This window comes from Microbacterium sp. LjRoot205, assembly GCF_056175745.1.
Map to the genome: position 1 here is coordinate 126,160 of NZ_JBGFFH010000007.1, position 23,765 is coordinate 149,924.

The window sequence follows — 23,765 nt, forward strand, 5'->3', positions numbered from 1 at the left end:
CAGCAGCCGGAGTCCGAGGCGACCGACCATCACCCGCCGAGGTACGCGCGATGCAGCAGCTGCGAGTCCTCTTTCAACTCCTCTGCGGTGCCCTGGAAAGAGACGCGGCCGCCGGCGACCACGACGGCCTCCCGAGCGAGCCCGAGGGCGAGCTGCGTGAACTGCTCCACGAGCAGCACGCCGACGCCGGATTCGGCGATCGACTTCACGATCGGCATGAGCCGCATGAAGACCACCGGCGCGAGCCCGAGCGACATCTCATCGATCAACAGGATCCGGGGCTTCGCGGCGAACGCACGGGCGAGCACCACCATCTGCTGCTCGCCACCGGACAGCAGCGCGGTGGGGGAGTCGATGCGCTTCTCGAGTTCGGGGAACTGCGCGAGCGCAGCATCCAGTTCCGCAGGCGTCCGCGCAGTGAGCGAGATGTTCTCGCGCACCGTCAGCGACGGGAACACGGCTCGCCCCTGCTCGATGTGCACGATGCCGCGGCGCGCCCTCGACACCCGGGACAGCTTGTCGATCGGCTCGCCGTCGAGCATCAGCGACCCCGAGGAGTGCGGGGTCACGCCGGACACCGATTCGATCAGGCTCGTCTTGCCCGCTCCGTTCGGTCCGACCAGGGCCAGCACCTCTCCACCTCTGACCGTCAGGCTCACGTCCGAGATCACGGGTCCTGCGCCGCGACTCACGGTCACCGAATTCAGCACGAGTTCGCTCACTTCAGCAGCTCCGTCTCTCCCATGTAGGCCTTCACGACCTCGGGGTTCGCGAGCACTTCTGCCTGCGGCCCACTCGCGAGCACCCGACCGAAGTCGAGCACGGTGAGCGTCGGGCACACCGAGCGCACCAGATCCAGGTCGTGCTCGATGATGATCAGCGCAACGCCGTAGCGAGCGGGCAGCTCACGCAGTCTCGCGGCGAGAGCGAGGTGCTCATCGTGCGACAGGCCGGCCGCCGGCTCGTCGAGGATCAGCAGTCGCGGCCGCGAGATCACGTTCGCCGCCACCTCGACGAGCCGTCTGGTGCCGACATCGATGCTCGAGAGACGCGCACGCGCCGGGGGGCATCCGAAGAACTCCAGCACCTCGTCGATGTCGGAGGCAGCCAGTCGCCGCCGCGCCACGAACCTGACGTATGCGCCGACGGTGAGCGCCGGCGGCACCCTGTCCTGCTGGAAGGTGCGGCGCAGACCGAGTCGTGCGCGACGCGTGGGCGAGAGGCCGGCCAGGTCTCGATCTCCGAGCAGCACCCGCCCTCCGTGCTTCGGCAGGAACCCGCTGATCGCATCGACGAAGGTGGACTTGCCCGCTCCGTTCGGGCCGATGAGCCCCATGATCGACGCCGCGGGCACCTGGAACGACACGTCGTCGAGTGCCTTGAGCGCGCCGAACTGCACCGTGAGCCCCTCGACCGTCAGCACGGGTGCGCCGTCCAGCGTGCGCTCGTCGACGGTCGCGGTGGTCGTGGTCGTGATGACCATGTCGCCCGCTTCGGCATCCGGAGGCAGCGCCGTCAGGGTCGCCGACGCCGTCTTGCGATCCGCGCGTTTCCAGAGGAGGGTGCGGATGCCCTGCCCGAGGTTGGTTCCGCTGGTGATCGCCTGCACGCCGAGCACTCCGAAGACGACGAATGCCCAGTCCTGCGGCACTCCCCAGCGCTTCAGAAGTTCGGGGACCAGCACCCAGAGGATGCCGCCGAGGATCGCCATGTCGATCAGATGCGCTCCCGACATGACGGCGAGCACGTAGAGGGCGAGGGACTGCAGCGGGGTGAAGCTCGATGCGAACGGAAGCTGCACCTGACCGGCGAGCAGCCCGCCGGCGATGCCGCCGAGTGCGGCCGAGACAGCGAACGCGGTGAGCTTCGCGCTCTGCACGCTCTGGCCGGCAGCCGCGGTGCCGCGTTCCGAGAAGGCGACGGCCTTCCAGCTCGAGCCCCAGCGTCCGCGCTGCAGGAAGAACACGCCCAATGCGCAGACGGCGAGCACCACCACCGAGAGGAAGAAGAACTCTCGGTCGTTCGAGAACAACGTGGGGCGCTCGACGGCCGTGCCGTCGGCGGAGCCCGGGAACTGGATCTGCACGAGGGTGACGTCTGCGGCAGCGGCGAATCCCAGGGTGACGACGGCGAGGTTGACACCGCGCAGCCGCAGCGCCGGAAGACCGACGAGGATGCCGACGAGGCCCGCCGCGATGCCGCCCACCACGAGCCAGACGACGAACCCGCCCGGGGCCTGCATGACGTTCAGCAGGGACACGATCCAGGCACCCACCGCGGCGAAGGTGAGTTGGCACAGCGCGATCATTCCGGCAGACCCGGTGACGATGCCGAGTCCCAGGATCGCGATGGCCGCGACGACCGCGCTGATCGCGAGGAAGACGAAGTAGCCGGGAAGCGCCGTGCTCAGGACGGCACCCGCCCCGACCGCGACGGCGGCGACGGCGAGAGGCCAGGACAGACGGAACCAGGGACGATCAGCGAGCGGCATCCCACACCTCCTTGCGCTGCGTCCACAGGAGCAGGACGACGATGAACAGGAACGGGAGGAAGTTGCGCACGAGCGCGACCTCGTCGATCTGCGCGACGAGACCGCCGAGCACACCGAGCACGACTCCGCCGACGACGGCGAGATCGAGTCGGCGGAAGCCCCCGAGCAGCGCGGCGGCTGCGGCGGGGACGATGAGCATCGCGAGGCTGGTCGCGTCGTTCGACTGCGACGGCGCGACGATCATGATCGCGATCGCGCTGATCACGCCGGTGACGAACCACACGGCGATCGACAGCGGGCGCGATCGGATGCCGAGGAGTTCGGCGGTCGTCGGGCGTTCCGACAGCGCGCGCAGCTGCGTGCCGACCCTCGTTCGGCGCAGGACGATCCGCACCGCGACCGCCGTCACGATCGCCATGACGACTGTGGCGATGGTCACCTGACTGATCACGACCCCGCCGAAGGAGAACGCAGGACCGGCGATGATCGGCGTGAAGGGCTGCGGCTTGTTGCCGAACAGGATGAACGACATCGAGATCAGCAGCAGCAGGGGACCGACGGTCATCGCCGATCGGGTGGTGGTGGAGGCCTCGGAGAGCCAGGTCGCGGCGATCCATCCGATCGCGGCTGAGAGCACCCCGCCGATGAGGACGCCGAGCGCGGAGCCGAGCCAGATCGGCAGCCCCAGTTCGCTGACGAACCATACGGCGCTGAAGGCGCCGAACATCCCGGTCGCGGCCTGGGCGAAGTTGACGACACGAACGAGACGTGACATCAGAGTCAGGCACACTCCGATGACCGCATAGAGACCGCCGGCGGCGAGACCGGCGATGGCGCCTTGCAGCATGAGGCGTCCTTTCTGGTGTGAGGGGGAGGAGGACCTGCCGCCGAGAATGCGCTCGGCGGCAGGCGAGGGGCGGCTACTCGCCGATGCGGAGCCAGTCGTCGGCGACCTTCTCCCAGGCGTTCGTGCCGGATTCGAGGATGATCGGCCAGCCGGCGGTGTTCTGCGTGCCGAAGGCATAGGGCGTTCCGACCATGGGGTTCTCGATCGGTTCCATCCCTCGCAGCGCCTCGGTGACGGTCTCGCGCGTGATGTCGCCGTCGATGCCCTCGAGCACCTCGATGAAGTAGGTCGCCGCGAGGTATCCGCCCTGACTGAAGGAGGTGAGGGGGATGTCGTTCGCTTCCATCAGCTCCCGCCAGTCGGCGTTGATCTCGTCGTCGTCCGTGAACGGGTAGAACTCGGCGGGGACGTAGATGCCGGCGCCCGCATCGTCGATCGCGTCGGCGAAGTTCTCGCTGTAGACGCTGGTCAGGTAGAGCCAGGTCACGTCATCCCATCCCTGGGCGTTCGCAGCCTTGACCTGGCCGATCGCGTCGGGTTCGACCGGATTGATCGCGAGTGCCTTGCACCCCTGCTCGCGGGCCTTCACGATGTAGGGCGTGTAGTCCGACGCGCCGTAGGGCACGGTGTCGTCGACGTACTTCGGCTCCTTGCCGGTGATCTCGGTCCATTTGTCGATCGCGGCCTGGTAGGTCGGGCGCGTGGAACCTGCGATCTCCAGCAGGATGCAGATGTCATCGAGCCTGAGCACCTCGGAGCCGTACTGCAGGGTGAGGGTCATGTCGTTGAACGGGCCGACGTTCGCGGGCGAGATGTTGTCGCTGGCGAAGCAGCCGGTGTCCACCCCGATGCCGGGAAGCGACAGGATGTCCTCCTGCTCGTAGTACTTCGCGTTGATCTCGCACTCGATCAGGCTCGCCGATCCGACCAGGGCGACGGCCCCGTCGCTGCCGACGAGCTCGCGGGCGGATGCCGTCGCGGTCGCCGGGTCTCCCTTGTCATCGAGGGTCTTGTACTCGATGGTGCGTCCGTCGAGGCCGCCGGCCTCGTTGAACGCGTCGAACACGGCGGCGGCCGCGAGGGATGCCTCGGGGAACGTCGCCGGGCCGCTGATCGTGTTCACGGAGCCGACGACGATGGGGGAGCCTTCGCCGCCCCCGCTGCCGTCTCCGCCGGCGCAGCCGGCCAGGGTGAGGGCCGCCACGGCGATGAGCGCCGCAGTGCCGGATACTCGCTTGTTCATGTGATTCCTGCCTCTCGTGTGCTTCGGGACTGCTGCGGTCAGTCGCGCAACGCGCGGTTGACCAGTTCGGTGTCGGTGAACTGCTCGAAAGCGACGACCCTGTGATCGATCAGGCGCCAGACGTGCGCGACGCGGGCGGCGAAGAATCGGCCGGTCGCTCGGTACGTACCCGAGTAGGTGCCGATGCCCACGACCACGTCTCCGCCGTCGATGACCTCGTCGATGGCGACCGTGTAGTCGTCCCACTCGTCGTGGATGCGCTGGAAGACACCCGCAGCCACCGCATCCGGTCCCAGGTATGTGCCGGCGTAGGGGAAGCCGGCGGCCTCGGTCCAGCTCACGTCGTCGGCGAGCGGTGCGAGCATGCCGTCGAGGTCGCCGCGGTCGCTCGCCGCGTAGTGCGCGGTGATGATGTCTGCGTTGCTCATCGGAGTCCTTCCTGAAAGTCGTCGGTCAGACGGGCTGAGCGTCGGGGTACTCGACGGACCCGAGCGGATAGATGTGGCCGCCGCCTCGTGAGTGCTCGGCGTCGCCGTCGCCGTTCAGGCCGAGGAAGATCCCGGTCGTCATCAGCTGGTAGCCGAGGTCGTGCAGCCAGACACTCGCGACCGCGATGCGGAACTCACGGAAGCAGAACAGGTAGAGCCCGTCGGCGAACTTCCAGACCGTCGAGAGGTCCATGTCCCCGTGCCCGCGCTGCACACCCTCCAGGCACTGCCATGCATAGCGGCGGCTCGAGATGTACACGTGCTCGTAGAGGTGGTGCGGGCTGTATCGGTAGACGTTGCGCTTGCCGATGAGGTCTCGGCTCGGCCCGGGCACTGAGCCCGTCGCGGTGCCGCCGTCGGTGGTCGCCGCCCAGAAGTCCTGCCCGACCTGCGGGATGCCCTCGACGGCCTCGGCCGCGATCCGCGACCGCACGACGGTCGCCCGGTGCGTCGTCGTCGAGTACACGACGGTGATGGCCTCGCGCTCGCGGCTCTCGAGCGGGATGTTCACGAACACCACATCGTCGCGCACGGCCACGGCGTCGTACGGGTCGGTGCCGTCTGCTCCCAGGCCCGACCAGGTGACGGCGATCGCGTCGAACGTCAACGAGAGCGTCGAGCCGTCATCGAGGGCGAGCGCCAGCGCGGTGCCCGACAGCGAGGCGTTCGGCAGTCGGAAGGTGTCGATGCCCGCGGCGAACTCGTCGTAGGTGCGCCATTCGTCGAGGGCGGAATCGGTCGTGACAGGGGCGATCATAGGGGTCCTGACGTCGCATCCAGCGGAGCATCGTCGCTCCGGGCATCGCGTCATCGCGGTGCGCTTGCCCCATGCTCCGGCCGGGCACGGCATCCGCTCAAGGGAGGCGGTGCCATCGCGCGCCGACAGTCAACCGGCGTGCCCTGCAGAGCAAGGATGAGGCGGGAGTATGCCGTGCCGTCGTCCTCGCCGCACTCTCGGGTGTCAGGATGAGGCATGCGAACAGAACCTCGGCCAGCCCTGTCGCCGGCGGTCAAGGCAGTCGCCTGGACGGCATCCGTCTTCTTCGCTCTGCTCCTCTTCGCCGTGGCGTGGGTGTGGTGCGGAATGTCCTACGAGGAGCAGTTCAGCGAGCAGTCCAAGGCCGTCAGCGCCGGGTCGACGATGGAGGGCTGGGGATTCACCGTCGGCCTCGTGCCGGTGCTGGTGTTCCATGCCCTGGTCGCGATCGGAGCGTTCTTCGCCGTCCACGACGGTGGACGGCGCGGAGTGCCGGCAAGTCTGGCGCTGGCGGTGGTGCTCGTCGTTGCGGTTTCGCTGCCGGGTTTCGTCGCGGTGCAGCTGCTCTACGGAGGCACGATGTTCGCACCGCCGGTCTACGTTCCCTGACAGGCCGTACGCCGAGCGCCGTTCGACGGGCCGAACGGTCCCGGGTCAGTGCGCTGCGCGGTACTCGCTGGGGGAGATGCCGAAGGCGGTTTTGAATGCGCGACTGAAGTGCGCCGCATCGACGAAGCCCCACCGGGCGGCGATCGCGGCGACGGGACGGTCGGCGAGCATCGGGTCGAGCAGATCACGACGGCACTGCTCGAGGCGGCGTGTGCGGATCCACGTCGAGACGGTCACGCCCTGCTCCTGGAACAGTCCGTGCAGGTGGCGGGTCGAGATGAAATGCGCCGACGCGATGGTCGCAGGTCCGAGGTCGGTCGAGGCGAGGTTGCGGTCGATGTACGAGCGGATGCGCTGCACGAGAGCGCGATGAGGATCGGCCGACACTTCGTCGAGGCCGAGTTCGCGGGTGAACACCGTCGTGACGAGGTCGAGCGCGCTGTGCGCCAGCCGGGCTCCCGTCGTTCCGGCGAGCTGATCGAGGTTGCCGGCGAGCTGCGTCAGATAGGGCACGACCATCCCGCCGAGACCGCCCTGACCCGAGATCCGCACAGCGGTGAGCTGCCCGATCATGTCGGAGGGGAGGCTGATCAGATGCTTCGGGAACATGACGACCATCGTGCGGAAGTCGTCGTCGAAGACCAGGGAGTAGGGACGATCGGTGTCGTAGACGGCGAGATCCCCGGCCTGGAGCACGGCTTCCCGGTCGTCCTGGATCAGCATCCCGGTGCCTGCGAGCATGAGGCTGAGCTTGAAGTACGACCGGTCGCTGCGCGCGATGAGCTCGGGCGTCCGCTCCACGACGTGCGACGTGGCGCGCACCTCGTTCACGTGCACCTCATCGACCGACGCGCCGCGGATGATCCCGCGGAAGTGGTCGGGCCCGGCGGTCGAGACCTGCAGCGGCACGAAGGACTCCGAGACGGCGGCGCGGAATTCGCTGATGTTGCGCGCGACGAGCGTCGACACCGATTCGGCGGGGGCGGCGAGTGCACCGTTCATGACTGATCACCTCGGGTGGTGGAACGACGACGTTGTATACGATCCGTGCCGTGATGTTATCACCGGCACCGTCCAGAGGGCGAGGCTTCTATGATGTGGGCGGAGGCCAGCGATGCGATATCTCGGTGACAAGGTCATGCAGGTCCTGCGTCAGCTGCGGGGACCCGACACGGCGGATGCGGTGTTCGAAGCCACCGCGCTGATCGTCGGGGCGGTGTTCTTCGTGCTCGGGTTCGCGATCGGGTGGCCGGTCTTCTGGGGCCAGGAGATGGCGATCAGCGGCACCGGCTCGATCGGAGCGTTCGCAGCTTATGGGGGTGCGATCACCGCGGTGCTCGCCTTCGCGCTCGGCCGCCTCGTCGTCAGGCCCGCGACGATCGCGCCGGACGGCACCCGCGACGGATTCAGCGTTCCGGGGGATCGGTTGCGCTGGTACGACCTGGCCGCGATCGCCTTCGCGCATGCAGCCATCGCCTACCTGGGGTGGCTCGGCATCGCCGAGCTGCTCGAGCGCAGCTTCACCGACGCCCCGGTCTTCGCGTTTCCGGGCGCGGTCCTGGTGGCTGTGGCGTTCGCCCTCACCGCCTATGTGACATTCCTCAGCGCCGTGGCGCTGACGCCGACAGTGCTGTCGCTCGTGCTCGCGGTGTTCCTCGTGGTCGGCGCATTCGCCGCGATGCTCGCCTCCAGCGATGTGCACTGGTGGCAGGACAACCTCTCGGCGCTCGGTATGAGCACCAACAGCGCTTCGGCCGCCTTCAACATCACACTGATCATCGCCGGCGTCATGGTCACGACGATCGCGCGCTACGCCACGGCGGGGCTGCCGGTGGACGACCCGATCGATCGGCGCGGCCGCTTCATCGTGCGCGGCGGTCTGATCCTGATGGGCATCTTCCTCGCGTGCGTCGGGATCTTCCCCGTCGACGAGTTCTTCCTCGTGCACAACACGGTGGCCACCGGCATGGTCGTCGTGTTCGCGGTCGTCGTGGTGGGTCTGCCGTGGTTCCTGCGCACGATCCCTCGGGTCTTCGTGGCGTTCGGCTGGGCCTACGTGCTGGTGATCATCCTGCTCGCGTCGTTCTTCGCCGTCGGCTACTACAACCTCACAGCGGTCGAGCTGATCGCCGCCGTGCTGATCTTCAGCTGGATCATCGTGTTCCTGCGGACGGCTGGATCGGTCGATCCGGAGCGTCGGCACGAGCCGGTTCCGGCCTGAGAGCCGCCTGTTCAGCGCAACGGCTGCGTGGCGTCGGCGGTGCGCTGGAGGGCGTGGATCGTGTGCGCATGTCGGCGCTGCGCGACGCCGACGAACAGGCAGTCCACGACGGCGAGCTGCGCGATCCGGCTGACCATCGCCCCGGCGCGGAGTCGCGGCTCGCGGGCACGAGTCAGCAGGGCGTGATCACAGCTCTCGGTGACGGGTGATGATGATCCTCCCGTGACACCGATCGTGACGCCGGCCGCGGCGCGCGCGGTCTGCAGGAAGTGCACGGTCTCGCGGGTCGTCCCCGAGTGCGAGAAGCCGATGGCGACCGTCTTCCTCGCTCCGAGCGATGCGGCGGCGCTCGCCTCGTGAGAGTCGGTGAGCACGATCGCCGCGTGTCCGATGCGGAGCAGCTTGCGGCCGAGGTCGGCAGCTGCCTGCCCGCTCGCTCCGATGCCGAACAGCAGCACGCGATCGGCGTCGTCGATCGCTTCGACCGCAGCGGCGAGGCTGTCGTAATCGAGGTTCGCGATCGTCTCCTCGATGGCCAGCAGCTCCAGCGCCGCGAGCTTCGCCGTCGCTTCGCGCAGCGTGTCGGCCGCGGAGATCTCGGAACCGAAACCGGATGCCGCAGGGAACTGCACCGACTCGCGGCCGAGCTCGGTGGCCAGCGCCATTCTCAACGCGGCGTAGCCGTTCACCCCGATCGTGCGGCAGAAGCGGACGACCGAGGCCACCGAGGTGTCGCACCTCGCAGCGATCTCGGTGATCGTGCTGTCGACGACGAGGGTGGGATCGTCGGCGATCGTCCGAGCGATGCGCGCCAGCGACGGCGGCAGCTTCTCGGCCGCTGTCGCGATGGTCGTCTGGATGCTCATGGCTCTCCTGGCGGGGGGCGGGTTTCGGTCGTGTGAACAATTCTTTCATGCGCGACCGCTGGTGCGTAGACTATTTCCATGTCTGCTTCGCGAGCCCATGTCGCCGTCGACCTCGGCAAATCGCGATGCCGTGCGGTGATCTCGGGGCCGTGGGGCGCGAACGATCTCCGCCCTCAGCGCCGGCCCGTGTACGACGGCATCGGGGCACCCGGTCTTGCGGCCGCAGACGGTGTCGCCGCAGCACTCGCCGCGATCCTCCCGTTGAGAGAGCGACTCGATGAGCCGATCTCAGACGTCTCGGTGGGCGCTGCGGGAGCCTGGGCGGCCCCCGAGGCCGCATCCGAGCTCGCACACGGGCTCGCCCGAGCGATGCGGGTGCCGGTGTCCGTGACCTCTGACGTCGTGTCCGCCCACGCAGGAGCGCTCGGTGGCGGGGCAGGCGTGCTCCTGATCGCCGGGACCGGCGCAGCGGCCCTCGGCATCGACGGCGAGGTGGCCACCCTCGTCGACGGGTGGGGACCCGAGCTGGGGGATTTCGGCAGCGGATCCTGGTTCGGGCGAGAGGCGCTGCGCGCTGTCCTGCGTGCCTCGGTCGGCCTCGCACCCACGACAGTGCTCACGGATGCCGTGGGCGCGACGATCGGCGGCCCTGCGGCGATTCCCGCCTGGCTCGCGACCGATGGCCCGCTGCCCCGTCGCCTCGCGGCACTCGCACCGCTGGTGCTCGATGCGGCAGAGAGCGGCGACCCCGTCTCGGTGGAGATCGTCGCCGAGGGCGTCCGTCTCCTGGTCGCATCGGCGGTCGCCGCGTCTGCGGACAGCCGAGATGTCGCCCTCCACGGCGGACTCACCGCACATGTCTGGTTCCGCTCGGCACTCGACCGGGCGCTGGGCGCCGCGGGCCGCGCTGTCGCCGCCTCAGCCGGTGACGCCATCGACGGAGCGCTCCTGCTCGCGGAGCGCACTGATCTTCCCCATGAAAGGTTCGTGCATCGTGCCGAATGAACACGCCAGACTGACCGCCCTCCTCGACGTCCTCTCGACGCTCGGCACGGAGGCGTCGACGACGGAGCGGGGCGATCTCGACCTGCTCGAGACAGCCGAGCTCGTGCGGCGCATGAACGCCGAGGATCACCGTGTCCCGACCGCGGTCGGAGAGCGCAGCGCGGAGATCGCTGCAGCCGTCGACGGCATCACCGAACGCTTCCGCGCCGGCGGGCGCCTCATCTACCTCGGGGCGGGCACCGCGGGCCGCGTCGGAGTGCTCGACGCCAGCGAATGCCCGCCGACCTTCGGTACGGACCCCTCGATGGTCGTGGGGTTGATCGCCGGCGGGGAGACGGCTATCCGCGCTGCGGTCGAGAACGCCGAGGACGACGACGAAGCCGCGGCGGCCTCGCTGCAGGAGCTCGGGCTCACCGAGCGCGACACGGTCGTCGGCATCTCGGCGTCCGGTCGCACCCCCTACGTCGTGGGCGGCCTCGAGTTCGCGCGGAAAGTCGGCGCGCTCACCGTCGCGATCGCCTCGAACCCGGCATCCGAGATCGGGGCTGTCGCCGAGATCGCGATCGAGGTCGTCACCGGGCCGGAGTTCATCTCGGGGTCGACGCGTCTGAAGTCGGGAACCGCGCAGAAGCTCGTCGTGAACATGCTCACCACCCTGTCGATGATCAAGCTCGGCAAGACGCACCACGGCGTGATGGTGGACCTTCTGGCCACGAACGAGAAGCTGCACGCGCGCTCGATCCGCACGGTGACCGAGCTCACCGGCGCCGGGGTCGACGAAGCCTCGGCCGCGCTGGACGCGGCCGGCGGCTCCGTCAAGCTGGCGATCCTGATGATCTCCACGGGGGCATCGGCGGATGACTCGGCTCAGGCGCTCGACGAGGCTGACGGAATCCTGCGCGTCGCGATCGCCCGACTCTCTTGAGGGGCACGTTCGCCGCGTGCTTCCGCCAGGGGCTGCCGGATGACGACGACGCGCTGACCTCCGACGACGACGCGCTGACCTACGACAGCGACGCCGAGGGTCAGTGGTCGCAGGTGCAGGATCCGCCGCCTCCGCAGCATCCTGCATCCGCAGAGACGTGCGCCTGAGACGACTCCGGGACGTCCATCGCGGGGTTCTGATCGAGGAACCCGTTGGGCTTGAACCAGAATCCGGCGTAGTCGACGGGCATGATCGGCCAGTCCTCGGGGCGTGGGAAGTGCGTCAGGCCGAACGTGTGCCACAGCACGATGTCCTCGCCGTCGAGCGATCGGTCTCCGGCGGTGTATTCGGGCAGGCCGGAGCCGCCCTGATGCGCGTTCGGATACCGGCCGGCGGGCCAGATCTGCCCCTGCTCGTGCTGTGTCGCCCACAGGTGCCTGGTCGCGAAGGCTGCTCGCGCCGCCACGGATGACTCGGGGTCGGCCATCAGCAGTGCGGTCGGCTGGGGGATCAGGTGGTACGCGGTCGGGCGCCCGACATGGTTCGTGCGCGATGTGCTCTGCACCTCCCAGGCGCGCGCGACGGACGAATCGGCATCGCGCTGAGCGGTGGACTCGGAGGAGAGCTGAGTCTCCGACCAGGTGAACGCGTTGCCGAACGGGTTGTCGGGCCCCATGGGGATGCGCTGAGCGTCGATCTCGAACAGGCGGTTCTCGTCGCCGTCGATCGCGACGTCGAGTCGAGCGCAGAACAGGTGCTGGTGCACGGGGGCGAACACCCCTGGGGCGAGCTCGGTGGCGTGCTTCTGACGCACGCCGGGTTCGCCGGCACCTGCGAACACGATTCCCGTCGCCTTGGCCACGACCTCGATCGAGCCGTCGAGGTAGAAGTGCCAGTAGAAGCCGTAGTCGTAGTTGCCGATCGTCGAGAAGTACGACACCACGAAGCGTCGCGAGCGGCGCACATCCGAGCGTCCCGCGAGGTCGGTGTGCTTCCAGAGGATGCCGTAGTCCTCCTCGTGCATGCAGACGACGTTGGGGATGCACACGGGGTGACCGTGATCGTCGGCGACGTAGCCGTCGAGGTAGCGGATCACGCCCAGGCAGTCGCAACCCAGCTCGAGGTGGTTCGCGTTCTTGCCGAGCAGGTACTCACCGGCATCGAAGTAGCTGATCCAGAAGCGACCTGGCGCGGTGTCGCCGTAGGGCACGACCATCTCGGGCACGCTCGCTCTGCTGAGCACCGAGCGTCCGTCGAACGCGACGTCGTGCAGCACGAGCCCCTCGCGCGCATTGAAGCTGACCCGCATCGACCAGTTCTCCCACTCGACCAGAGATCCGGTGACGGCGAAGCTCGGCCCCTCCGGCTGGGTGATCTCGATGGGCTTGAGCGTCGTGCGCGCCGCGCCCTGCACCTCGGGGTAGTAGTTGCCGTGACCCGCGGGCACCGGCACATCGCCCTCGTCGTCGATGCGGATGACGCTGCCCGCGGTCAGATCGATGTGCACCACGAGGCCTTCGACCGGATGCGCCCAGGGGGAGTCGTTCTCGTCGTACTTCAGGAAGGTGAGCGAGCGGATGACGCGGCGACCCACCTCGTCGGCACGGCCGGTGTAGCCCGGGGCGAGCGGGCCGCAGAACGCGAGCTCCATGTGATCTGCGAGTCCGCGGCGCGTCATCGCCGCCTGCCACTCGGGCGAGGCCTTCGCGATCGCCTCCGCGCGCTCGTACTCCTCGAAGAGGTACTGCGGCTGGCCGTAAGGGGGCGCGTCGTTGGGCACCCTTTCGTTGCGCAGGACCTCGCCGCGGGTGATCGAGACGACCACCTCGGTGGCGACCCCGGTCGCGGTGTCGAGCAGGGTCGCGTCGACCCGCCGGTCGATGGGGGAGCCGGGCGTCCACGCGGCGAGCTCCTGCTTGGTGGGCTCGTCCGGCAGGAGCATCGGCACGCGAACCGTCTCGCCGAGCAGCCCGGCGGATTCGAGCACGGCGCGGGCTGCGGCGATCTCGGCGCCGGTGAGCGGGTCGAGCGGATGCGGCGTCGGGATCCGGTCGATGGAGACGGGCTGGGGGTGGGACATCGTCGTACCTCACTATTTCGAGCGAGCGCTCAATAAACGGATTGGCTCGATGGTACGACGGTGTGGCGGGGTGCACAAGAGCCTGCTGACGATCGACTCTGCGCAGGGTGCGGAGCGCGAGCGCGGGGTGCGGGGTGGGCGCGCGGGGTTCAGGCGCGCCAGGGCGAGAGGATGCTGTCGAGCACTGCGAGATGCGCCTCGGCGCCGCGCGGCTCGGTGACCTCGAGCACCTGCTGCCCGTATGTGATCGATCGGAGCAGCGACATCACCGCCTGCTTCGGCGTGGCAGCCGACAGCTCGCCGTCGACGATCGCCTCATCGATGGCCTCGCTGATGCGGTCCTGCCAGGTCGCGAGCGTGGGGGAGCCGGCGTCCGGGGAGGACGCGAGCGTCGCGAGGCGTCCCCAGAATCCGACGACCACGTACGCCTCGGTGCGTGTCTCCGCCTCGACGGGAAGGACTTCCCGCATCAGGGCGTCGAGTCTGGTCAGCCCGCGGAGCCCCGCGGTCACCGATCGGATGCGCTCGTCCGTGCGCCGGGTGATCTCCGCCGCCGCCGCGCGGATCACGTCGTCGAATCCGTCGAAGTAGTGCCAGAGTGAGCCGGTCGCGACGCCGAGCTCCTTGGCCACGGCGCGAGACGACACCGCCTCGTGCCCGTCGCGGGCGGCCACGGCGAGCAGCGCCTCGGCGATCTGCCGGCGGCGCTCATCGTGGTCTACGACGCGGGGCACACGCCCATCCTGGCGCATCCGACGCAGGTATCGCTATTTTGAGCAGTTGATCAATATGATGCGTGTGTGGATCACCTCCTCCCCGCAGCACCGTGGCTGATGGCGCTCGCCGCCGTCGTCTCGGCCGCGGCGTGCGTCGCGGTCTGGCGGGCCGTGCCGTGGCAGGGGAGGCAGAGCGCGCTGATCATGGCCGGCGCGATGATCGTCATCGCAGTGAGCGGCGGCGACGCGATGATCGGTCTCGTGCTCGGGACCGTCCTTCTCGCGTCTGCGATGCTCGGCACGGCAGGCGTGCGGGGAACGCCGGCGGCGGCCACCTGCTGCCACCGCGCGCTGGTGTCGCTTGTGATGGCGATCTGCTCGTTCGAGAGCCTGTCGACGGGCGAGGCGCTGGTCGAGTCGGGCGGCCACGGCGGCCACGGTCTCGACGGACTCCTGTCGGTGCTCGTGGTGGCCGGGGTCATCGGAGTGGTGCTCTGGACGGTCGTCTCCGAGTGGGTGATCGTGCCCGTGCATCAGGGTCGGACCGCCCGCCTGCTCACGGTCGAGTCGTGGGCGATGGCGGCGGGAGTCAGCGTGATGTGCGTGGGGTTCTGACGTCGTAGATGCTCCGTTAGCCTCGCACCATGGACGGATCGCTGCCCACCGCTGCAGAATTCGCAACAGGCATCCTCGCGGTTGCCGCCGATGGCACCGCGAGCGGGCTGTTGATGGCTGCGGTGCTGGGCGTCTTCCTCGGAATCATCGCGGTGTTCGTGACGTGGTACCTGATCATCGACCGCCGTCTTGACGCGCAGCGCCGCAGGCGGGAAGCGTCAGTGCGATCCGCCGAATTCGATCAGCAGCACACCCAGAGCGATCAGGGCGACGCCGATCGCCATCAGCACCGAGAAGTGGTCCTTGAAGATCACACGGCCGAGGATCGCCGTGATGGCGACGCCGGCCGCTGACCACACGCCGTAGGCGACGCCCACAGGCATGCCCATGGCGAGGATGGTTCCGAGCAGGGTGAAGGCGGCGAGGTAGCCGACGACGATCACGGGGATCCACCGCAGGATTCCCTGTCGCGCAGGTGAACGGCGGGCGGAGGCCGCGATTTCTGAACCCCGCAGCGCGGCGCGTACCCTGGAGGCATCCCCCGAAGCTCACCCGGCAATCTCGCGCGCCGGCGACCTCGGCGCGCTCACACATGCAAGGACGCAGATGAACGTAACCGCCGCACCCCATGACGACTGGACGGCGAGAGAAGAGCTGGCCGAGCGGATGATCCCGCTCATCGGCGCACTCAAGCGCGAGCGTGACGTGGTCACCTCGCTCCACGGACACCGACTGCTGGGACTCTCCGCCACCGGCATCGTCGAGGTGCACGACCGAGTGGCGCAGCTCGGGCACGAACGGCTCGCAGTGGATGAGACCCTCGCGGTGCTCGAGGGCGTTCATGACCTCGCCCCGGGTGCATCGTCGCTCGACCTGGCGCGCCTCGCCGCAGGTCACGCCGACAGCGACCTGCCTCTCGACGTCTATCTGGCCGACGCACTCGCGCCCGCGGTCGGTGCGGTCGCTGCGGCGCCCACCGATGTCGTGCTCTACGGCTTCGGACGCATCGGGCGCCTGCTGGCCCGCATCCTCATCGCGCACAACGGCGGCGGCAGCGGTCTGCGGCTGCGTGCCATCGTCGTGCGCCGAGGCTCGGAGAACGACCTCGTCAAGCGCGCATCGCTGCTGCTGCGCGACTCGGTGCACGGCCGCTTCGCCGGTTCCGTCACGGTCGACGAGGACGCCGACCAGATCATCGCGAACGGCACCCGCATCCAGGTGATCTACTCCGACGACCCCGCGACGATCGATTACACGGCGTACGACATCCACGACGCGATCGTCGTCGACAACACCGGGCGCTGGCGCGACGAGGCGGGTCTCAGCCGCCACCTCGAATCCACGGGCGTCGCACGCGTGCTGCTCACCGCCCCGGGCAAGGGTGCACTGAAGAACATCGTGCACGGCATCAACGACGGCACGATCGAGCCCGACGACCGCATCATCACGGCGGCCTCGTGCACCACGAACGCGATCACGCCCGTGCTCAAGGCGGTCGACGAGGCGTACGGAATCGTCCGTGGACATGTCGAGACGGTGCACTCGTTCACCAACGACCAGAACCTCATCGACAACTTCCACAGCGGTGATCGCCGGGGTCGCTCTGCGGTGCTGAACATGGTGATCACCGAGACCGGAGCAGCGAAAGCCGTCGCACGAGCGCTCCCCGAGCTCGAGGGCAAGCTCACCGGTTCCGCGATCCGGGTGCCTACGCCCGACGTCTCGCTGGCCGTGCTGCACCTGAGCCTCGAGCGCCCTGCGGTCAAGGACGAGCTCAACGACTACCTGCGTCGGGTCTCGCTGCACTCGAAGCTGCGTCAGCAGATCGACTACGTCGAGAGCCCGGAGGTCGTGTCGACGGACTTCGTCGGCTCGCACCGCGCGGGCATCGTCGACGGCCTCGCGACCATCGCCAACGAGACGGACGTCGTCCTCTACGTCTGGTACGACAACGAGTACGGATACTCGTGCCAGGTGATCCGCGTGCTCGAGGTCATGGCCGGCTCGCATCCGATCGTGCTCCCCGAGCGCCGAGAGGTGACGCTGCACGGGTGAGAGCGCTGTCGGCGGCACCGGGCATGATGAGGGCATGAAGTCCGCATCCCTTCTGTCCGAGCGTCTGCGCTCGCATCGACTCACGGCTCCCGCGGCCTCGGTGACCGACGCCGCGTCGCACATGCTCGCGGTGCAGAGCCAGGACTTCACCGCCGGACGCTGGGCGCTCGCTGCGCGCACACGCAGAGAGCCCACGCTGCACCTGGTCGATCGCGCCTTCGACAGGGGAGAGCTGGTGCGGGCGTGGACGATGCGCGGAACCCTGCACATCATCCCGGCCCGCGATCTGCGCTGGGTGCTGTCGGTGACCGGCGACCGACAGCGCCAGCAGGCGGCAGGCAGGCGACGCGATCTCGGGATCGACCGGACGATGGTCGACGTCGCCGTGGCTGCAGTGGTGCCGCGGCTGAGCGACGGCGGCCTCACGCGCGCCGAGATGTTCGAGGTCTTCTCCGGTATCGGCATCGACCCGAGCGGGCAGCGCGGCATCCACCTGCTGAGCGAACTGACCCTCGACGGCCTGATCTGCCAGGGACCGGTCGTCACTCGAGAGCGGGTGAGCCGCGAGCAGCGCTTCGTGCTCGTCGACCAGCACATCCGCGAGCATGCGGCGCCGGACGACCCACTCGCAGAGCTCTTCGTGCGCTACGTCGACGGGCACGGCCCGGCCGGGGTCGCCGACTTCGCCTGGTGGTCGGGGCTCACGCTCGGCCGGTCGCGAGAAGCGCGYGACAGAGCCGCGGGCAGGGTGGTCGAGATCGAGGAGGGCCTGTTCGTGTCGGGCGCTCGCCCCCGTCGCTCGCCCTCCGTCGCCGACGTGCTCGCGCTCGGAGCCTTCGACGAGTACTACATCTCGTATGCCGACCGCACGGCGGTGTGCGCGCCCGAGCATCTCGCGCTGGTCGGACCGGGCAAGAACGGCATGGTGCGGGCGACGATCATCGCTGACGGTCGGGTGATCGGATGCTGGACGCACGCGAGTGCCTCGCTCGGCTCGGCCCCCGAACTCTTCGTGGCGGACGCCGACGACGAAGCGGTGCGCAGCGCTCTCGCGCGATTCACCCGATTCCTCGGCGGCTGATCCGGCCTGCCGTGGCTCAGCTCACTCGCTCGCGTGGCGCCCGAGGAAGTTGTAGACCTCGTTGTCGTCGACGCCGGGGAACGCCCCACGGGGCAGCGGCGAGAACATGTGCGTGTGCACGCGGGCGCTGGGCCAGGCCTTGCCGTTCCACCGGTCGGTGAGGTCGGCGGAGGGGCGGCGGCAGCATGCCTCGTCAGGGCAGGTGGAGACCGCGCGGTCGGCGGTCTCGCGCCCGCGCCACCAGCGGGCGTCATCGAAGGGCACGCCCACCGTGATCGAGAACTCGCCGTCGGTCGATGCGCCGGTCTGCGTCGAGCACCAGAACGTGCCGGAGGGCGTGTCGGTGTACTGGTGGTGCTCGTTCGTGCGGTTCTGCTGCGTGAACGCCGCCCGTGCCTGGAACTTGCGACACACCCGCTGCCCCTCGACGGCGCCGGTGACATCCATCGGCAGGGGCAGATCGTCGTTCTCGTAGACGCGTGTGATCGCGCCGGTGGCATCGACGCGGAGGAAGTGCAGCGACATCCCCAGGTGCTGCGTGAGCAGGTTGGTCATTCGCATCCCGGCGGCTTCATGGGTCACGCCGAACGCATCGCGGAAGTCCTCGACTGCGAGGTTGCGGTCCTTCTTCGCCTGCTGCAGGAAGGCGACCGAGGCCGTCTCGGGCATCAGGCACGAGGCGGCGAAGTAATTGATCTCGAGCCGCTGCTGCAGGAAGTCGGCGTAGTCGGTCGGCGGCGTGTGGCCGAGCAGGCGGTGCGCCATGGCCTGCAGCGCCATGGAGCGCAGGCCGTGGCCCCCCGGGATCGACGCCGGAGGCAGGTAGATCCGCCCGTTCTCGAGGTCGGTGACCGAGCGCGTCGAGTGCGGCAGGTCGTTGACGTAGATCAGCTCGAAGCCGAGCTTCTCGGCCATGATGCTCACCGTGCGGTGGGTGAGGGCCCCCTGCACGTGACCGGCCGACCGCAGCTGCTTCTCAGCGAGCCTCTCGATGTCCGCGAGGTAGTTGTTCTGCGCGCGCATCCGCAGGCGCAGTTCGGTGTTCGCGCGCCTGGCCTCTTCGGGAGTCGCGATCGCCTCGCGCTCTCGGCGCTGCAGCTCGCGGTGCAGGCCGAGCAGCGACTCGATCGTCTCGTCGCTCATCCCCTTCGTGACGCGCACCGGGGCGATGCCGAGTTGCCGGAACACCGGGCTCTCCTGCGCGCGCTCGAGCTCGATCTCGAGAGCCGCGCGTCGGTTCGGCGGCTCGCCGGAGATGAGATCGGTGACCTCGGTGCCCGTGGCCAGCGCGATGGCCTGCAGCAGAGAGAGCTTCGGCTCTCGCTTGCCGTTCTCGATCAGGCTCAGCTGCGACCCCGCGACGCCGACGAGCGCGCCCAGCTCATCGAGCGTGAACCCCTTGTCGAGGCGGTGGTGCCTGATTCGGTGGCCGAGGGTCGCGAGGTGGATGCCGGAAGGAGCCATTCCTTGATCCTATCGAAAGAACTGCGATTCTTATCGCCAGAAATGACGAAAAGTCGGGTGCGAACCAGAAGAAGATGGAGGAAACGCCCCTCACTTCAAAGGAGTAGTCATGGCGATCGCCGAAGTCTTCACCCCCCGAGCATCATCTGTCGCACCTGTGCGCACCTTCGGGACGGCTCCGACGTATGACACCCCTGCGATGGCTGAGCTCGCCGCCTGGGTCGATGAGATCGCCGCTCTCACACAGCCGGCGTCCATCCACTGGGTCGACGGCTCGCGCGCCGAGAACGACTGGCTGCTGCGGGGGCTCGTCGACGAGGGCAAGCTGATCAAGCTCAACCCCGAGTGGCGTCCCGGTTCGTACCTCGCCCGCTCGCACCCCAGCGATGTCGCCCGCACCGAGGGCCGCACCTACATCTCGTCGGAGAACGAGGAGGATGCCGGTCCGACCAACAACTGGGCGCCTCCCGCGCAGATGCGCGAGAAGATGACCGAGATCTTCGAGGGCTCGATGCGAGGCCGCACGATGTTCGTCGTGCCGTTCTCGATGGGGCCGGTCGGCGGGCCGCTCTCGCACATCGGCGTCCAGGTCACCGACAGCGCCTACGCAGTGGCATCCATCGGCATCATGACCCGCGTCGGTGACGCGGTGACCCGTCAGATCGCCGAGGGCGCGCCCTGGGTCAAGACCGTGCACTCGGTCGGCGCACCGCTCGCCGAGGGAGAGCCCGATGTCGAGTGGCCGTGCAACGACGACAAGTACATCGTGCACTTCCCCGAGACGCTCGAGGTCTACTCGTTCGGCTCCGGCTACGGCGGCAACGCGATCCTCGCCAAGAAGTGCTTCGCATTGCGCATCGCCTCGGTCATCGCCCGTGACGAGGGCTGGCTGGCCGAGCACATGCTGCTCATCCGCGTGATCGATCCGGCGGGCAAGGCCTACCACGTGGCTGCGGCGTTCCCGTCGGCGTGCGGCAAGACGAACCTCGCCATGCTGCGCCCGACCATTCCGGGGTGGCGCGTCGAGACCCTCGGAGACGACATCGCGTGGATCCGACCGGGCGAAGACGGTCGCCTCTGGGCGATCAACCCCGAGGCAGGGTTCTTCGGCGTCGCGCCGGGCACGGGTGAGTCGACCAACGTCACGGCCGTCGAGACGCTCTGGGGCAACACGATCTTCACGAACGTCGCGCTCCGCCCCGACGGGGACGTGTGGTGGGAGGGCCTGACCGATCAGGCTCCGCCTCACCTCACCGACTGGGAGGGCAACGCATGGACGCCGGACTCCGGTCGCCCCGCCGCGCACCCGAACTCGCGCTTCACGGTCTCGGCCGCCCAGTGCCCGCAGATCTCGGAGGACTGGGAAGAGGCGGTGCCGCTCGACGTCATCCTCTTCGGCGGACGACGTGCGACCAACGTGCCGCTCGTGGTCGAGGCCACGGACTGGACTCATGGCGTGTTCCTCGGATCCAACATCTCGTCGGAGCGCACGGCGGCCGCCGAGGGCACGGTCGGCGAACTGCGTCGGGATCCGTTCGCGATGCTTCCGTTCTGCGGCTACAACATGGCCGACTACTTCGGCCACTGGCTGAAGGTCGGACGGGGCCTGCGGTTCGACCGCGCACCCCGCATCTTCCAGGTCAACTGGTTCCGTCGCGGTTCGGACGGGCGCTTCCTGTGGCCCGGATTCGGCGACAACTCGCGCGTCGTCGACTGGATCATCCGTCGCGTGTCGGGCGAGGTGTCGACGATCGACAGCCCGATCGGTCGCCTGCCGCTGGTCGAGGACCTCAATCTCGACGGCATCGACGTGCCGGAGGCCGACCTCGAGGAGCTCTTCTCGATCGACACCGAAGCCTGGAAGACCGAGGCCGACCTCACCGAGGAGTTCTACGACACCTTCGGAGACAAGGTGCCTGCCGCGCTGCGCGCCGAGCTCGCCTCGCTGCGCTACCGCCTCGACAAGGCCTGACAGACCGGGCGCCGGTTCGGGGGAGCCGGCGCTCTACACTCCAGATCCCCCTACCCCCAGACCGCGAAGGCGGGATGGCTGAGGCGAACCCATGGCTGAGTGGTCTCTGACATCCCGCCTTCGCGCATGTGTGTGCGCGAGGTGACCCTGGTCAGGCGAGGAGCTGGTGCCGCGCCAGATCGCGGTAGAGCGGCGTCGACTCGATCAGCTCGGCGTGAGTGCCCTGACCGACCACGGCGCCGTCCTGCAGCACCACGATGAGGTCGCTGTCGACGACGGTCGACAGCCGGTGAGCGATGACGATGAGCGTGCGATCGGTCGACACCGCGTCGATGGCTTCGCGCATGCGCTGCTCGTTCACGCCGTCGAGAGACGACGTCGACTCGTCGAGCAGCAGGATCGGCGCATCGGTGAGCAGGGCGCGGGCGATCGCCAGACGCTGACGTTCTCCGCCCGAGAGCATCACGCCGTCTTCTCCGACGGCGGCCTCGAGTCCCAGCGGGTCGCGTTCGAGCACGTCGCCCAGGTTCACGGCGCGAAGCACCTGCTCGCAGTCCTCATCCGAGGCGTTCGGCGAGGCGAGACGCAGGTTGTCGCCGAGGGTCCCGGCGAGCGTGGGGGCATCCTGCTCGACATAGCCGAACTGCGCGCGCAGCTCGTCGCGCGGATAGGTGCGCGAGTCGTGGCCGTAGAGGCGGATCAACCCGCCCGTCGGGTCGTAGAAGCGCTCGACGAGGGAGAGGATGGTGCTCTTGCCTGCACCGCTGGGGCCGACGAGCGCGACGCGAGCACCGCGGGGCACTGCGAACGAGACTCCGCGGAGGACCTCACGCTCTGCCGTGACAGCCGAGTCGTCCGTCGGCTCGAGGTGCGCATCGGCGAGAAGCGTCTGCGCCTCCTTCGCGGCCGCCAGGCGTGCGGCGACCACGTTCTCGGGGTAGCGGAAGCGCACGTCGCGGAACTCGATAGCGGGGGCGAGAGGGTCGGCGGTGTCGCGCGGGAAGGACGCGGCGATCTCCGCATCGTGCTGGGTCTCGATCGGCAGGTTCAGCACTTCCTGGATGCGACCGAGAGCACCGAGCGCCTGGTTCACCGAGGTGATCGCGCCGAACGTGGTCGCGAGCGGCATCACGAGCATGAACAGGAACAGGATGAACGTGATCAGCGACGCGATGGTGATGGTGCCGGCCGCGACCCTGAAGCCGCCGACGCCGAGCACGACGAGCAGTGAGACCTGCAGCGCGACTCCCGCGATCGGAACCACGAGCGAGGAGATCTTGGCGATGCGCACGCCGATGCCGTAGGCCTCGGAGGCGAGGGCCGACACCGTCTCGGTCTCGCGTTCCGTCGCCCCGGATGCGCGCACGGTGCGGATCGAGCCGACCGCGCGCTCGACGCCCGAGGCGAGCTCGCCGACCTTCTCCTGCTGGGCGGTGGATGCCGTGCGAATGCGGCCGCTGAGCGCGGTGACGACGACGACCGAGGCGCCGATCACGACGACGATGAGCAGCAGCAGCACGGGGTCGATCACGAGCATCGCGATGAGAGCGCCGAGGAAGAGGATCGCGCTGCCGACGGCATCCGCCAGTCCCTGCGTGAGCACGGCGTAGAGCAGCGTCGTGTCGGTGCCGACGCGTGACACCAGGTCGCCGGTGCGTCGGGCGTCGAACTCGCTGATCGGCAGGTGCAGGATGCGCGAGATCAGCTTGCGCCTGCTGGAGTACACGACCGCGGTGCCGGTGCGCTGCAGCAGGTAGTGCTGGTAGCCGGAGATGATCGAGGACACGATCACGAGACCGACGAGGGCCCAGACCAGGATGCCGAGTCCCTGATCGGACTGCACGGCTTCGATGAGCTGACCCACCAGCAGTGGTTGGGCGAGCGATGTGGCGGCACCGAAGACGCTGAGCACCGCGACGACGATGAGCGTGCGCTTGTGCTCGAAGAGGAAGGGGAGGAGCTGGCGGAAGGTGGCGCGCGGACCGTCGTGCTGCGCGCCGCGTCCGCGTCGGCGTGATGTCGCCGTGCTGGACATGCGGAACCTCGTTCTGAAAGGGGGTAGTTCGACCGTACTTCGTGCGAGGACGGATTCTGTGGATGGGCTGTATGCGTTTCAGTGCTTGCCGAATCGGCGGTGCGCCGCCTGCTTCGAGACGCCGAGTGAGCTCGCGATCGCCTGCCACGAGTACCCGAGATTGCGCGCGCGTCTCACCTGGGTCTCTTCGGCGCGGGCCAGTTCACTGCGCAGGGCGGCGAGGCGGTGGAGCTCGGACAGTGGCTCGCCGCCGTCATCCTGGGCGATCGCGGTCTTCATGGTCATCGTGAACCTC

Annotated in this window: 22 protein-coding genes; 8 read left to right on the forward strand and 14 right to left on the reverse strand. The window is 68.6% G+C overall.

Annotated features, from left to right (window positions below; genetic code table 11):
• Nucleotides 1–29: 29 nt before the first annotated feature.
• From AC04ME_RS14030 to AC04ME_RS14055, 6 genes are all read right to left on the reverse strand, one after another.
• A complete protein-coding gene (locus AC04ME_RS14030; protein ID WP_042542124.1) occupies nucleotides 30–722 on the reverse strand; it encodes an ABC transporter ATP-binding protein in 693 nt (230 codons plus the stop codon).
• Nucleotides 719–2,491 (reverse strand): branched-chain amino acid ABC transporter ATP-binding protein/permease, encoded by a 1,773-nt coding sequence (locus AC04ME_RS14035; RefSeq protein WP_475435558.1) that lies wholly within the window; start codon nucleotides 2,489–2,491, stop codon nucleotides 719–721. Before AC04ME_RS14035 ends, AC04ME_RS14030 begins: the two co-directional genes overlap by 4 nt.
• Nucleotides 2,478–3,338: a branched-chain amino acid ABC transporter permease gene (locus AC04ME_RS14040; RefSeq protein WP_079112453.1), complete on the reverse strand. Its 861-nt coding sequence runs from the start codon at nucleotides 3,336–3,338 to the stop codon at nucleotides 2,478–2,480. Before AC04ME_RS14040 ends, AC04ME_RS14035 begins: the two co-directional genes overlap by 14 nt.
• A gap of 73 nt (nucleotides 3,339–3,411) precedes the next feature.
• A complete protein-coding gene (locus AC04ME_RS14045) occupies nucleotides 3,412–4,581 on the reverse strand; it encodes an ABC transporter substrate-binding protein (RefSeq protein WP_475435560.1) in 1,170 nt (389 codons plus the stop codon).
• A gap of 38 nt (nucleotides 4,582–4,619) precedes the next feature.
• The gene (locus AC04ME_RS14050) at nucleotides 4,620–5,009 is read right to left on the reverse strand and encodes a nuclear transport factor 2 family protein (protein WP_042542120.1); all 390 of its coding nucleotides are present in this window, start codon (nucleotides 5,007–5,009) and stop codon (nucleotides 4,620–4,622) included.
• Between the two features lie 25 nt (nucleotides 5,010–5,034).
• Nucleotides 5,035–5,826: a MoaF C-terminal domain-containing protein gene (locus AC04ME_RS14055; RefSeq protein ID WP_079112456.1), complete on the reverse strand. Its 792-nt coding sequence runs from the start codon at nucleotides 5,824–5,826 to the stop codon at nucleotides 5,035–5,037.
• 216 nt (nucleotides 5,827–6,042) lie between these two features.
• On the opposite strand from AC04ME_RS14055, the gene AC04ME_RS14060 reads away from it, so the two are divergent.
• Complete coding sequence (locus AC04ME_RS14060; RefSeq protein ID WP_052493024.1) at nucleotides 6,043–6,435, forward strand: hypothetical protein; 393 nt, start codon at nucleotides 6,043–6,045, stop codon at nucleotides 6,433–6,435.
• A 45-nt stretch (nucleotides 6,436–6,480) separates the two neighbouring features.
• Here AC04ME_RS14060 and AC04ME_RS14065 read toward each other — a convergent pair whose 3' ends face one another.
• A complete protein-coding gene (locus tag AC04ME_RS14065) occupies nucleotides 6,481–7,437 on the reverse strand; it encodes an AraC-like ligand-binding domain-containing protein (protein WP_309686824.1) in 957 nt (318 codons plus the stop codon).
• A 112-nt stretch (nucleotides 7,438–7,549) separates the two neighbouring features.
• On the opposite strand from AC04ME_RS14065, the gene AC04ME_RS14070 reads away from it, so the two are divergent.
• A complete protein-coding gene (locus tag AC04ME_RS14070; RefSeq protein ID WP_042542117.1) occupies nucleotides 7,550–8,656 on the forward strand; it encodes a DUF998 domain-containing protein in 1,107 nt (368 codons plus the stop codon).
• A gap of 11 nt (nucleotides 8,657–8,667) precedes the next feature.
• On the opposite strand, the gene AC04ME_RS14075 is transcribed toward AC04ME_RS14070, so the two are convergent.
• Nucleotides 8,668–9,522: a MurR/RpiR family transcriptional regulator gene (locus AC04ME_RS14075; RefSeq protein ID WP_042542116.1), complete on the reverse strand. Its 855-nt coding sequence runs from the start codon at nucleotides 9,520–9,522 to the stop codon at nucleotides 8,668–8,670.
• Nucleotides 9,523–9,600: 78 nt separating this feature from the next.
• Between AC04ME_RS14075 and AC04ME_RS14080 the strand changes: the two genes are divergently transcribed.
• Together AC04ME_RS14080 and murQ are read left to right on the forward strand one after the other, a co-directional pair.
• Entirely contained in the window at nucleotides 9,601–10,527 is a 927-nt protein-coding gene (locus AC04ME_RS14080; protein WP_042542115.1) for a BadF/BadG/BcrA/BcrD ATPase family protein, read from the forward strand.
• Nucleotides 10,517–11,452: an N-acetylmuramic acid 6-phosphate etherase gene (murQ, locus tag AC04ME_RS14085; protein ID WP_042542114.1), complete on the forward strand. Its 936-nt coding sequence runs from the start codon at nucleotides 10,517–10,519 to the stop codon at nucleotides 11,450–11,452. The genes AC04ME_RS14080 and murQ overlap by 11 nt, the downstream gene beginning before the upstream one ends.
• Nucleotides 11,453–11,552: 100 nt before the next feature.
• Here the strand turns inward: murQ and AC04ME_RS14090 are convergent, their stop codons facing one another.
• On the reverse strand, nucleotides 11,553–13,532 hold the full coding sequence (locus AC04ME_RS14090; RefSeq protein WP_475435565.1) for a primary-amine oxidase: 1,980 nt from the start codon (nucleotides 13,530–13,532) through the stop codon (nucleotides 11,553–11,555).
• Between the two features lie 149 nt (nucleotides 13,533–13,681).
• On the reverse strand, nucleotides 13,682–14,266 hold the full coding sequence (locus AC04ME_RS14095) for a TetR/AcrR family transcriptional regulator (RefSeq protein WP_475435567.1): 585 nt from the start codon (nucleotides 14,264–14,266) through the stop codon (nucleotides 13,682–13,684).
• Nucleotides 14,267–14,332: 66 nt separating this feature from the next.
• Between AC04ME_RS14095 and AC04ME_RS14100 the strand changes: the two genes are divergently transcribed.
• The gene (locus AC04ME_RS14100; protein WP_475435569.1) at nucleotides 14,333–14,863 is read left to right on the forward strand and encodes a hypothetical protein; all 531 of its coding nucleotides are present in this window, start codon (nucleotides 14,333–14,335) and stop codon (nucleotides 14,861–14,863) included.
• Between the two features lie 218 nt (nucleotides 14,864–15,081).
• On the opposite strand, the gene AC04ME_RS14105 is transcribed toward AC04ME_RS14100, so the two are convergent.
• On the reverse strand, nucleotides 15,082–15,306 hold the full coding sequence (locus tag AC04ME_RS14105) for a DMT family transporter (protein WP_231567670.1): 225 nt from the start codon (nucleotides 15,304–15,306) through the stop codon (nucleotides 15,082–15,084).
• Nucleotides 15,307–15,469: 163 nt separating this feature from the next.
• Here AC04ME_RS14105 and AC04ME_RS14110 point away from each other — a divergent pair, with 163 nt between their 5' ends.
• Together AC04ME_RS14110 and AC04ME_RS14115 are read left to right on the forward strand one after the other, a co-directional pair.
• Nucleotides 15,470–16,918, forward strand: coding sequence for a glyceraldehyde-3-phosphate dehydrogenase (locus tag AC04ME_RS14110; protein ID WP_475435571.1), 1,449 nt, complete (start codon nucleotides 15,470–15,472; stop codon nucleotides 16,916–16,918).
• A gap of 34 nt (nucleotides 16,919–16,952) precedes the next feature.
• Nucleotides 16,953–17,999, forward strand: coding sequence for a winged helix DNA-binding domain-containing protein (locus tag AC04ME_RS14115; protein WP_475435573.1), 1,047 nt, complete (start codon nucleotides 16,953–16,955; stop codon nucleotides 17,997–17,999).
• A gap of 21 nt (nucleotides 18,000–18,020) precedes the next feature.
• On the opposite strand, the gene AC04ME_RS14120 is transcribed toward AC04ME_RS14115, so the two are convergent.
• Nucleotides 18,021–19,463: an XRE family transcriptional regulator gene (locus tag AC04ME_RS14120; protein ID WP_079112465.1), complete on the reverse strand. Its 1,443-nt coding sequence runs from the start codon at nucleotides 19,461–19,463 to the stop codon at nucleotides 18,021–18,023.
• Between the two features lie 109 nt (nucleotides 19,464–19,572).
• On the opposite strand from AC04ME_RS14120, the gene AC04ME_RS14125 reads away from it, so the two are divergent.
• A complete protein-coding gene (locus AC04ME_RS14125) occupies nucleotides 19,573–21,435 on the forward strand; it encodes a phosphoenolpyruvate carboxykinase (GTP) (protein ID WP_475123525.1) in 1,863 nt (620 codons plus the stop codon).
• Nucleotides 21,436–21,586: 151 nt separating this feature from the next.
• Here the strand turns inward: AC04ME_RS14125 and AC04ME_RS14130 are convergent, their stop codons facing one another.
• Together AC04ME_RS14130 and AC04ME_RS14135 are read right to left on the reverse strand one after the other, a co-directional pair.
• Nucleotides 21,587–23,470: an ABC transporter ATP-binding protein gene (locus AC04ME_RS14130; protein ID WP_475435575.1), complete on the reverse strand. Its 1,884-nt coding sequence runs from the start codon at nucleotides 23,468–23,470 to the stop codon at nucleotides 21,587–21,589.
• A gap of 78 nt (nucleotides 23,471–23,548) precedes the next feature.
• On the reverse strand, nucleotides 23,549–23,755 hold the full coding sequence (locus tag AC04ME_RS14135; RefSeq protein WP_079112468.1) for a transcriptional regulator: 207 nt from the start codon (nucleotides 23,753–23,755) through the stop codon (nucleotides 23,549–23,551).
• Between the last annotated feature and the right edge of the window lie 10 nt (nucleotides 23,756–23,765).

Coding starts and splice junctions, on each gene's coding strand:
- AC04ME_RS14060 (WP_052493024.1), top strand. CDS start 6,043: ATGCGAACAGAACCTCGGCCAGCCCTGTCGCCGGCGGTCAAGGCAGTC.
- AC04ME_RS14090 (WP_475435565.1), bottom strand. CDS start 13,532: ATGTCCCACCCCCAGCCCGTCTCCATCGACCGGATCCCGACGCCGCAT.
- AC04ME_RS14050 (WP_042542120.1), bottom strand. CDS start 5,009: ATGAGCAACGCAGACATCATCACCGCGCACTACGCGGCGAGCGACCGC.
- AC04ME_RS14035 (WP_475435558.1), bottom strand. CDS start 2,491: ATGCCGCTCGCTGATCGTCCCTGGTTCCGTCTGTCCTGGCCTCTCGCC.
- AC04ME_RS14040 (WP_079112453.1), bottom strand. CDS start 3,338: ATGCTGCAAGGCGCCATCGCCGGTCTCGCCGCCGGCGGTCTCTATGCG.
- AC04ME_RS14065 (WP_309686824.1), bottom strand. CDS start 7,437: ATGAACGGTGCACTCGCCGCCCCCGCCGAATCGGTGTCGACGCTCGTC.
- AC04ME_RS14120 (WP_079112465.1), bottom strand. CDS start 19,463: ATGGCTCCTTCCGGCATCCACCTCGCGACCCTCGGCCACCGAATCAGG.
- AC04ME_RS14080 (WP_042542115.1), top strand. CDS start 9,601: ATGTCTGCTTCGCGAGCCCATGTCGCCGTCGACCTCGGCAAATCGCGA.
- AC04ME_RS14075 (WP_042542116.1), bottom strand. CDS start 9,522: ATGAGCATCCAGACGACCATCGCGACAGCGGCCGAGAAGCTGCCGCCG.
- AC04ME_RS14135 (WP_079112468.1), bottom strand. CDS start 23,755: ATGACCATGAAGACCGCGATCGCCCAGGATGACGGCGGCGAGCCACTG.
- AC04ME_RS14070 (WP_042542117.1), top strand. CDS start 7,550: ATGCGATATCTCGGTGACAAGGTCATGCAGGTCCTGCGTCAGCTGCGG.
- AC04ME_RS14045 (WP_475435560.1), bottom strand. CDS start 4,581: ATGAACAAGCGAGTATCCGGCACTGCGGCGCTCATCGCCGTGGCGGCC.
- AC04ME_RS14110 (WP_475435571.1), top strand. CDS start 15,470: ATGAACGTAACCGCCGCACCCCATGACGACTGGACGGCGAGAGAAGAG.
- AC04ME_RS14130 (WP_475435575.1), bottom strand. CDS start 23,470: ATGTCCAGCACGGCGACATCACGCCGACGCGGACGCGGCGCGCAGCAC.
- AC04ME_RS14055 (WP_079112456.1), bottom strand. CDS start 5,826: ATGATCGCCCCTGTCACGACCGATTCCGCCCTCGACGAATGGCGCACC.
- AC04ME_RS14125 (WP_475123525.1), top strand. CDS start 19,573: ATGGCGATCGCCGAAGTCTTCACCCCCCGAGCATCATCTGTCGCACCT.